This is a genomic window from Pseudoxanthobacter sp., from assembly GCF_036822375.1.
Lineage (GTDB): Bacteria > Pseudomonadota > Alphaproteobacteria > Rhizobiales > Segnochrobactraceae > Pseudoxanthobacter.
Map to the genome: position 1 here is coordinate 1680 of NZ_DAISHT010000110.1, position 9694 is coordinate 11373.

At 71.6% G+C, this 9694-nt stretch carries 9 protein-coding genes; 4 read left to right on the forward strand and 5 right to left on the reverse strand.

The genetic code is table 11. The features are described 5' to 3' along the window. Nucleotides 1-497: 497 nt before the first annotated feature. From pabB to V7067_RS11210, 3 genes are read left to right on the forward strand one after another with little or no spacing between them, the layout of a single operon-like run. Nucleotides 498-1874 (forward strand): aminodeoxychorismate synthase component I, encoded by a 1377-nt coding sequence (pabB, locus tag V7067_RS11200; RefSeq protein WP_334175987.1) that lies wholly within the window; start codon nt 498-500, stop codon nt 1872-1874. Next, entirely contained in the window at nt 1871-2485 is a 615-nt protein-coding gene (locus V7067_RS11205) for an aminodeoxychorismate/anthranilate synthase component II (RefSeq protein ID WP_334175988.1), read from the forward strand. The genes pabB and V7067_RS11205 overlap by 4 nt, the downstream gene beginning before the upstream one ends. Next, complete coding sequence (locus tag V7067_RS11210) at nt 2482-3321, forward strand: aminotransferase class IV (protein ID WP_334175989.1); 840 nt, start codon at nt 2482-2484, stop codon at nt 3319-3321. The genes V7067_RS11205 and V7067_RS11210 overlap by 4 nt, the downstream gene beginning before the upstream one ends. 43 nt (nt 3322-3364) lie before the next feature. Here V7067_RS11210 and V7067_RS11215 read toward each other — a convergent pair whose 3' ends face one another. The 3 genes from V7067_RS11215 to V7067_RS11225 form a co-directional block, all read right to left on the reverse strand. Then, nucleotides 3365-4693: a GDSL-type esterase/lipase family protein gene (locus V7067_RS11215; RefSeq protein ID WP_334175990.1), complete on the reverse strand. Its 1329-nt coding sequence runs from the start codon at nt 4691-4693 to the stop codon at nt 3365-3367. Between the two features lie 224 nt (nt 4694-4917). Next, a complete protein-coding gene (locus tag V7067_RS11220) occupies nt 4918-5589 on the reverse strand; it encodes an HAD family phosphatase (protein ID WP_334175991.1) in 672 nt (223 codons plus the stop codon). Between the two features lie 16 nt (nt 5590-5605). Then, nucleotides 5606-6217 carry an XRE family transcriptional regulator gene (locus V7067_RS11225; protein WP_334175995.1) on the reverse strand — a complete coding sequence of 204 codons (612 nt, stop codon included), beginning with the start codon at nt 6215-6217 and terminating at the stop codon, nt 5606-5608. Nucleotides 6218-6498: 281 nt separating this feature from the next. Here V7067_RS11225 and V7067_RS11230 point away from each other — a divergent pair, with 281 nt between their 5' ends. Further along, nucleotides 6499-7353, forward strand: coding sequence for a hypothetical protein (locus V7067_RS11230; protein ID WP_334175992.1), 855 nt, complete (start codon nt 6499-6501; stop codon nt 7351-7353). Between the two features lie 23 nt (nt 7354-7376). On the opposite strand, the gene V7067_RS11235 is transcribed toward V7067_RS11230, so the two are convergent. Together V7067_RS11235 and V7067_RS11240 are read right to left on the reverse strand one after the other, a co-directional pair. Continuing rightward, nucleotides 7377-8477: a cation diffusion facilitator family transporter gene (locus tag V7067_RS11235; RefSeq protein WP_334175993.1), complete on the reverse strand. Its 1101-nt coding sequence runs from the start codon at nt 8475-8477 to the stop codon at nt 7377-7379. 198 nt (nt 8478-8675) lie between these two features. After that, on the reverse strand, nt 8676-9694 hold a 1019-nt coding region (locus V7067_RS11240), incomplete at its 5' end, for a KUP/HAK/KT family potassium transporter (protein WP_334175994.1).

The following is a 9694-nucleotide window of genomic DNA, read 5'->3' on the forward strand; positions in this document are numbered from 1 at the left end:
TGCTGTCGGGCGCCATGCCGCCCCGGCCGCCGACGGACCCTGCCGGCAAGAGTTTCGCGCGCAGCGCGCCGGCCCGCAGAACGGCTGCGGCTGCGTCAGCAGGCAGACGTGACGGTCGGCTGCAAAAGCCCGCCGGAACAGTCCGGCCGCTCATGTTGCGCCGGCGTTGTCGTTGCCCGCCCTCGTGGCGCCCGAGCACGCCCCCCTTTTGCCGGCAGACGACATCTCGTCCGCCCCGGAAAAGCGGGCCCCGGCTCAGGCCGGCAGCACGCGGCGGGCGCCTTGCCGCCGTCCCGGCCGCCTGCCCCACGGGCCGCTTGCTGCGGCGCCGCCGGCATGTCACATCGCGGGAAGGCGGATGGCGACCGGGCGCCGTGCAGCGCAGCGGCGCGGGCGGCGACGGGCCGCAACGGAAAGAGAACTGAGGCGGACGGGCGCCCGTGACGCGCAATGAAACCGATCTCCCGGCAACGGATCGCCCTGCGGCGGGTCTCGATATGACCGATCTGCATGTGACTGATCTGCATGTGACCGATCTCGGCTGGCTGGACCCGGCGGCAACCTTTGCGCGGTTTGCCGGCGAACCGGGCCTTTGCCTGCTCGACAGCGCCATGGAGCACCCGACCCTCGGCCGCTATTCCTATCTCGCCACCGACCCGGTCGCGACCGTGCGCGTGGAACGCGGCCGGCTGTTGTGGAACGGCGAGCCCTGCGCCGGGCCGCCGCTGGCGGCGCTGCGCGCCCGCCTCGCCCCCTTCCGCCGCCCGGCCCGGGCCGGGCTGCCGCCGTTTCAGGGCGGTGCCGCCGGCTTTTTTGCCTATGAGTTCGCCGGCTGCCTTGAGCGCCTGCCCGCCCCGGCCGTGGCGGCGCCGGGCCCGCAGGCGGCCTTCGGCGTCTATGACCGGGTGATCGCGTGGGACCATGTCACCCGCGAAACCCGGCTTGTTTCCACCGGCACCCGTGCCCGCCACGAGGCGCTGCTGGCGCGCCTTGCCGCACCGCCGCCGCCCGCGCCGCCGCGGGGCAACGGGCCGGACTGGCAGGCGGAGGGCACGCGGGCCGGCCACGAGGCGGCCGTGCGCCGCACCATCGATTATGTGCTGGCCGGCGACATCTTTCAGGCCAACATCGCCCGCCGCTTTACGGCACGGCTGCCGGCGGCCTTCTCGCCGGCCGGCTATTATCTGGAGCTGCGCCGGGCCAACCCGGCGCCGTTCTCCGCCTGTCTCGACTTCGGCGACGTGGCGATTGCCTCCTCCTCGCCGGAGCGTTTCCTGCGGCTCGACGGAACCCGCATCGAGGCCCGGCCGATCAAGGGCACCATGCCGCGCAGCGCCGACCCTGCGCAGGATGCCGCCGCCGCTGCCGCCCTTGCCGCCAGCGCCAAGGACCGGGCGGAAAACGTGATGATCGTCGATCTCATGCGCAACGACCTTTCGCGCGTGGCGGTGCCGGCCTCCGTCCGGGTGCCGGTGCTGTGCGGGGTGGAAAGCTATGCCGGGCTGCATCATCTGGTTTCCGCCGTGACCGCCGATCTTGCCCCCGGAAAGGACGGGCTGGATCTGCTCGCAGCCGCCTTTCCCGGCGGCTCGGTGACCGGCGCGCCGAAGCTGCGGGCGATGGAGATCATCACCGAACTGGAAGGGCACGGCCGCGGCCCCTATTGCGGTTCCATCGGCTGGATCGGGTTCGACGGCAGCTTCGATTTCAACATCGCCATCCGCACCGTCACCTTCACCGGCGACACGGCGGTGTTCCAGACCGGCGGCGGCATCACCGCGCTGTCGGACCCGGCAGCGGAATTCGACGAGACGGTGACCAAGGCGAGCCGCATTCTCGCGGCCGCCCGCAGGCCGGGGGTGCAGGCGCCATGAAACCGGCCACGCCCGCCCCGCTGTCGGTGCTGCTGATCGACAATTACGATTCGTTCGTCTTCAACATCGCGCGCTGTTTCACGGTGCTCGGCGCCTGCGTCACCGTGGTGCGCAACGATGCCCTGTCGCTGGCCGGCATCGCCGCCGCGCGGCCGGATGCGCTGGTGCTTTCGCCCGGCCCCTGCACACCGGACGAAGCCGGCATCACGCTCGCGGCCATTGCCGCCTTCAGCGGCACGATCCCGCTGCTCGGCATCTGCCTCGGCCATCAGGCCATCGGGCAGGTTTTCGGCGGCCGGGTGGTGCGCGCGCGCCGCCCGATGCACGGGCAGGCCGCCCCGGTGACCCACGACGGCGAGGGCCTGTTCCGCACCCTGCCCTCGCCGCTCAGCGTCGGGCGCTATCACTCGCTGATCGTCGAGACGGATGCGGCGGCCTCGGCGCATCTGCGGGTGACCGCCCGCTCGCCCGAGGGCGAGATCATGGGCCTCGCCCACCGCCATCACCCGACCTGCGGCGTGCAGTTCCATCCCGAATCGATCGTGACGGACCATGGCGACGTGGTTCTGGCCAATTTCCTCCACCTCGCAGCGGAGCACCGGCGCCGATGATCTGGTTTGACGGCACCGTGAGCGAAACGGCGGTGCGCCCGTTCGATCTCGCCGACCGCGGGTTGCTGCTTTCCGACGGCGTGTTCGACACGCTTGCCGTGTTCGGCGGGGTGCCGTTTCGTCTTGAAGCCCATCTGGCACGCCTTCAGGCGGCGGCCGCCGCACTGGGCTTTGCCGCCGATGCCGGCGAGGCCCGGCAGGCGGTGGCCGACCTTATTGCCGCCGCCGGCGGCGGCCGGGCGGTGATCCGCCTCACGCTGACGCGCGGGTCCGGGCCGCGCGGTCTCGTGCCGCCGCAGGCGCCGCGGCCGCGCCTGATCGCCGGCCTTGCGCCCTGGAACCCGGCACTGGCCTTCAGCCCCGTGCGCCTTGCCACGGCCGCCATCCGCCGCAACGAAACCTCGCCCGCGGCGCGCCTCAAGACCCTCGCCTATCTCGACAACGTGCTGGCCTTCACCGCCGCCCGGCAGGCCGGCGCCGACGATGCGCTGTTTCTCAACAGTCGCGGCATGCCGGTCTGCTCGGCCCTTGCCAACCTGTTCGCGTTCAGCGGCGACACCCTGCTGACGGCACCGCCGGCCGACGGCGTGCTGGAGGGCATCACCCGTGCCGCCGTCATCGCGGTGGCCCGCGCTCTCGGGCTCGCCGTGCGCGAGGCAGCGCCCGATCCGGACCGGCTTTCGCAGGGCGCTGCCTTTCTCACCAACAGCGTGCGGCTGATTATGCCGGTTGCCGCCATCGACGGCGCCGCGCTGCCGCCGCATCCCGCTGTGCCGGAAATCGCCGCCGGGCTGCGCCGCGCCATCGCGGCGGAATGCGGCGACGACCTGACCTGAACCGGCCTGACTTGACCCGAGCCGACATGCCCTGAACCGGCGCTCAGCGCAGCAGCGACAACGGCACCGCCGCGGCCATAGCCCGCTGGCCGGCGGCATTGATGTGCAGTCCGTCGCCGGCATCGAAGGCGGCCTTCAGCAGGTGCGGCCGCATCGGGTCGCGCAGCGCGGCATCGAAATCGATCACGCCGTCAGCCTCGCCGGCAGTACGGATCCACGCATTCACCGCCTGCCGCACCCGGTTCTTGGCCGGCGAGAAATAACCCGGATAGCGCGCGGCGCCGAACGGCGGCAGCGTGCCCAGAAAAACGCGCACGCCGCGGCCGCGCGCCTGCGCGATGATCTGGCGATAGGCCGCGATGACCGCCTCCGGCCGGGTTTCGCCATCGGACGCAAGGCCGATGTCGTTGCTGCCTTCCAGCACGATGAGATCGCTCAGGCCGGGCAGGGCCAGCACATCGCGCGGCAGCCGCGCGAGCGCGGCCTCGCCGGAGGCCGGCGCCGCGGCCGGCGCGGCCGACAGCAGCCGGTTGCCGGCAACCGCCTGATTGGCGATGCCCAACGGCCGCCCCGCCGCCGCCAGCCGCCGGCCAAGCCACCACGACCAGCGATCCGGCCCGCCGTCGCTGAGGGAATCGCCGATCACCGCCAGCGTGCCCGCCGCCCGGCTGCCGCCGACATCGAGACCGGCGAGGAACCACACTTCGCTCACAGCGTCGCCGTTGGGCAATGCCGGGCTGGCCGCGGCATTGCCGGCCACCATGAGGCCGCCGAGCGGGGCAGCGTGGGCGGCCGCCGGCCGCGGCACGGGGCCGGAAAAATAGAGCGACACCACGACCCGCCCGTCGGCCGCAACAGCAAGGCGCACCGGATCGCTGAGCACCGTCGCCCCCGGCGGCACGACGATGGTGCGCCGCCCGCCGAAGGTGACGCGCCGCAGGCTGCCGGGCCCGGGACGGGCGGCATCGCCGCCGGGCGCAAGCGTGGCCGCACCGACCGACAGCGCAGCGGACCCGTAGGGATTGGCGATGCGCAGCCGCAGCCGGTCGCCGGCAACCGCCACCGGCAGCACCACCCGCACGGTGGCGTTGTCGGGCCATCCCGGGTTGCCTTCCGGCGGGCGCAGCGCCGGCGGCAGGGCTGCGCGCGCCGCGGACTTCATCGCCAGCCGCGGCGGCACGAGGGCGACCGACCAGCCGCTGACCCAGCCCGCGGAAACGCGCGGCAGCTGCGCGGACAGTGCGGCCGGCAGATCGGCAACCGGCTGCAGCGGCAGCAGGACGGCAGCCGGCCCGCCCCCCTCGCCGGCCGGGCGCAGCAGCGCGCCCGCAATGGCGGGGCCGCCGGCCGGCAGCCCAGCCAGCAGCAGCACCGCAGCCAGCACAGCAACGGCCGGCCATCGCCGCCCGCCCGCCGGGCCCCGTCCGCTCCACCGCGCTGCGGCGCGCCGCGCAGACAGCCCGCACGGGCAGAGAACCCGGCGCCGCGGCGCCGGCCCGCGAAACGTGACATGCGCTGCCATCGTCAATCCGCTCTGAAACCGCCCCCGGCCCTTTCAACGCGGCTGCCGGGGCGCTTCCTACGCGGCACCGACCGTCAGGCGCCGGCCGGCGAGACCAGAGACGCGCCGTCGAGGCCGAACAGGCCCATCACGCGCCGGAAATCCGGCAGGCGGCTGGCCTCCGGCGGGGCCGTGTGGCCATCGGCAGGCACGCGCACCAGATGCAGGCCGGCGGCCGTGGCCGCCTGCGCACCGGCAGCGCTGTCCTCCACCGCGATGCCGCGGGCGGGATCGAGGCCGAGGCGCTCGCAGCCCATGCGATAGGGCTGCGGGTCCGGCTTGCCGAGCGCAACGTCATCGCGGCTGATGGTGAACTGCAGGTAGGGCGCGATGCCGAGAGCGGCGACGTTGGCATCCACCACGCGGCGTTCGGAGTTGGAGACGCAGGCCTGCGGCACGCCGGCCGCGGCAAGACTGCGGATCGCCTCCAGCGCACCGAGGAACGGCCGCGCCTCGCGCTCCGCACGCGCGATATAGGCGGCCAGCACCGCTTCCTTCCAGTCGGCCTCGCTCACCCGGCCGGCGAAATGACCGGCAATCGCCAGCCACACCGTGGTCTGGTCATAGCCCAGAAAGCGCTCCTCCTGCGCCCGCGGCAGCACATAGCCGAAGGTTTCGCTCACCTGCCGGATGCACGCCAGATGCAGCGGCTCGCTGTCGATCAGCGTGCCGTCGATATCCCACAGCACGCCTCTGAAGTCGGTCATGTCGGTCCGTCGTGCGCTAGGCGCTCTCGCGCCGGTAAACGATGATAGAAAGATAGGTCATCGGCCTCACCAGAAGTTGTTCCGGGCCATGGGCAGCGGCCGAATCGAACATCAGCGTATCGCCGGGCTTCAGGTGATAGAGCCGGTCGGCATGGCGATAGACCACCTCGCCGGACAGCATATAGATAAGTTCAACACCTTCGTGACGGAAGGCCGTATAGGGCTCGGCTTCTTCGGAAAGCTGGATCAGGTACGGTTCGACCACCACGTCGCCGCCGCCGAGCGACTGGCCGAGCAACTCGTAGCGATGGCCGACCTTGGTGCCGCGCCGGTCGATGGCCACGCCCTGCCCGGCGCGCACGAACGAGCAGCCGCGCTTTTCCTCAAAGGCCGAGAACAGCGCCGTGATGGGCACGTTCAGCGCGCCCGACAGCGCCTGCAGCGTGGACAGCGAGGGCGATATCTGGCCGTTCTCGATCTTCGACAGCGTGCCGACCGAAATGCCCGCCGCCCCGGCGAGATCGGAAACGGTGAGATCGAGCTTGCGACGGAACGACCGCACCTGCGCGCCGATGGCGTGTTCCAGCGTGCGGTGTTCGGCCGAAGGCGCACCGGAGCCGGTCAGCAGATCATCTTCCGTCCTCCCGCCCGCGCCAGCGGCGGCTGCACGGGCCGCAGCCCCCTCTTCCTGCCTCGTCAATGCGCCAGTCTCCCCTGCCGGATGCGGCCCGCCCCGGCCGCCTTCCCCGGGCAGCCGGGCCGCGACTTTCCGCATGATAGGCTTTATTTTCCCCATGGGAAACACAGCGCGCCATCCGGCGCGCGCGAATTCTGTTTCCGCCCATCCCCAACGGCGCCGATCTCGGCTAAAGATGCCCGCGAACAGAGACAGACAGGCCGCTGATTTCGATGCTGTGCGACCAGACCCGCTATGACCCCGCCGGCGACGTGCTGGTGTTCGTCCACATTCCCAAAACCGGGGGCACCTCGCTGGCCGCGGGGCTGGAAGCGCTGATCGGCGCGGAGCACTATCTGCACCTGCGCCAGCACCTCATCGGCAAGGTGCGCGAGAAGCGCCGCCATGGCCTCGGCTTTGCCGCCTCGCACCTGTGGCGGCAGGCGAAGGCGGGCTTCAGCGGGCGGCACTGGCTGATCCCGCGCGGCTTCGATCCGGCCCGCCTCGACGACATGCAACTCATCTCCGGCCACGTCGGCCTCGGCGACATGCCCCCCACCCGGCGCCGCGCCCTGCCGCTGACGCTGCTGCGCGATCCGGTGGACCGGTTCGTGTCGTCGTTCCACTTCTTCCGGTCGGTGGCGCTGGCGGAAAACCCGCCGCCGATGCACAAGTCGCCGCGGCTGCTGACCTGGCCGATCGACGATTATGTGGCCTGGCTTGCCGACCGCGGCGAGCGCGATGCCTTCAACGTGCAGTGCCTGTTCCTCGGCGGAACGGCGGACTTTGCGCCGGCACGCGCCGCGATCGATGAAAAGGTTTTCATGGCCGGCACGCTGGAGCAGATCGGCGCCTTCCGCATCGCGCTCGGGCAGGCGCTGGGGCGTGGCCCCATCCCCGAGCGGCGCGAGAAGGTCGGCGCGGCGCGCGGGAAGGCGGCACCGCCGAAGCCGGAGACGATCGACACCATCCGCCGGCTTTCCGCCGGCGACATCGCCCTCGTCGAGCATGTGCGTGCCGCCTTCGCGGCCTCGCCGCTGTGCCGTGCCGCCACGCAGGCCCCGCCGGCCGGCACGCCCGCCCCCTGAAAGGCGAAAGGCCGGCCGCGCCCTCAGGCGGCCCGCGCAGCCGCCCCGTCGCCCGGCGGGCCGTCGGCGCAGCAGCCGGGCAGTTCCACCTCCACGGTGGCATGGTCGATGCGAAAGCGCGTGCGCAGCCGCTGCTTGACGGCCGCCACGACGGCCGGGCCGTCGCCGCCATCCTCCACCACCACATGCAGCGTGGCATGGGGGCGGTCCTCGCTGAGCATCCACGAGTGCACATGGTGCACCTCGCGCACGCCCGGCACCGCCTTCACCAGATCGGCGGCAATCTGCGGGCCCTCGCCGCCCTCCGGCGCCCCCTCCATCAGAATGTGCCCGGATTCGCGCAGCAGCGACGCCGTGGCGCGCAGCAGCAGCAGCGCCACCAGCAGCGACAGGATGGGATCGATCATCACAAACCCGGTGAACCAGATGATCACCGCCGCCACGATGGCCGCGACCGACCCCAGCATGTCGCCGGCAACGTGCAGCAGCGCCCCGCGGATGTTCAGATTGCGCTCGCCCGCCGCCAGCACGGCGAACGACACGACATTGGCGATGAGGCCGGCCACCGCAATCGCCAGCATCGGGCCGGAGGCCACCGGCACCGGATGCAGCAGGCGCGTGACCGCCTCGGTCGCGATCCACACCGTCAGCAGGATCAGGCAGATGCCGTTGGCAAAGGCGATCAGCACCGGCATGCGGTGATGGCCGAAGCTCATGCGGCCGCTGGCCGGCCGCCGCACCTGCCGGAACGCCCACCATGCCAGCCCCAGCGAGGCCGCATCGGTGGCCATGTGCGCGGCATCGGCCACCAGCGCCAGCGAGCCGGACAGCAGGCCGCCGACGAACTCCAGCCCCATGAACGCAACCGTGATGCCGGCCGCGACCGCCGTGCGCAGTTCGCTGCTCGACCCGTGGCTGTGGCCGTGACTGTGGCCATGGCTGTGGCCGTGGCTGCGATGGCCATGACCCGTGTCGTGGTCATGGTCATGATCGTGGTCGTGGTCGTGGTCGTCATGAGCGTGATCGTGCCCGCCCGGCCCGGCACCGTGCCGGTGGCTGGCGGCCGCCGGGCGGTGGGCCGCGGGGGCAGTGGTGTGGCGCTCGCTCATGGTATCCGTCCGCAATCGCAGCCTCTCCCCGGCCGCCGGCAGAGGAAAGCGCCGCTCCGCATCAAGTATCATCGTCCACCCGGCGTGCAGAAACGACGCTCCGCGTCTCTGCCCCGCGGTGGAGCCCGGCACACAACGCCGTGCGCACCGCAAGCCGGGGCCGCCTCGCCGGGCGACGCCGGCGCCGCCCGGCCGGCGCAGTGCCGTTTGCCGCTAGCGGCGCGACATCACCACTTCCGGCGGTGTCGGTTTGCCGCCGGGCCGCACCGGCTCAATCTTCGAGGCCGTTTCGAGGCTCAGCGGATAGCCGACTTCCAGCGTGCGCTTCGGCGGCAGGTTGAAGCGGTCGGCCACGCGGGCAGCGTTGCGCATCAGCACGACAAAAACGAAGGCCAGCAGGTCGCGGACCGAACGCACCCGGCGCGGCGGCAGCGGGCGTTCATGGCCCACCACATAGATGACCGACGACGGATCGAGCCCGATTTCCCGCAGCGCCGGCGCCACGAGGGCCGGCAGGTTGACGGTCTGCATGTAACCGACCACCAGCGACACGCGCGCGATGCGCTTCGACAGGTGGTCGATGAACAGCCGCTCGCTCGGGCCGATGCGCGGCCGGCCGGCCACCTTCACGGAGACGAACACATAGCGCTCAAAGCCGATATCGAGCAGCTGGTTGAGGCGGCCGAGCGCAACGGGAACGCGGATCGAGGTGCGCGACAGCACCACCGCGCTGCGGTGCACCACAGTGGCATTGCGGGTGGCGGATTCCAGATCCTCCACCTCCAGATGCCCGCGCCGGGTGAGGATCTCGCTGATGCGCCGGGTGCCGCCGCGCCACGACACCATGATGATGAGCGCGAAGCTCGCCAGCGCCAGCGGCAGCTCGCCGCCGGTCGGGATCTTGCCCAGATTCGGCAGGAAGAACACCAGATCGACGGCAAGGATGAAGATCGCCACGAGGATCGTCACCGGCCGCGGCCAGTGCCGCAGGCGGAAATGCGCGCTGAAGAACAGGATCGAGGTGGTGATCATCGCCGTCGCCACCGCGATGCCGTAGGCATGGGACAGCGCATCGGACGAGCGGAACAGCAGCACCGTGCCGATGGAAAGGCCGGCGAGCGCCCAGTTGACGGTGCCGATATAGACGTGGCTCTCGTTTTCTTCCGCCGTGTGCTTCACCGCCAGCGGCACCATGAAGCCGGTTTCGATGGCCTGCTTGGTCAGGCTGAACA

Coding starts and splice junctions, on each gene's coding strand:
- V7067_RS11230 (WP_334175992.1), top strand. CDS start 6,499: ATGCTGTGCGACCAGACCCGCTATGACCCCGCCGGCGACGTGCTGGTG.
- pabB (WP_334175987.1), top strand. CDS start 498: ATGACCGATCTGCATGTGACTGATCTGCATGTGACCGATCTCGGCTGG.
- V7067_RS11220 (WP_334175991.1), bottom strand. CDS start 5,589: ATGACCGACTTCAGAGGCGTGCTGTGGGATATCGACGGCACGCTGATC.
- V7067_RS11205 (WP_334175988.1), top strand. CDS start 1,871: ATGAAACCGGCCACGCCCGCCCCGCTGTCGGTGCTGCTGATCGACAAT.
- V7067_RS11210 (WP_334175989.1), top strand. CDS start 2,482: ATGATCTGGTTTGACGGCACCGTGAGCGAAACGGCGGTGCGCCCGTTC.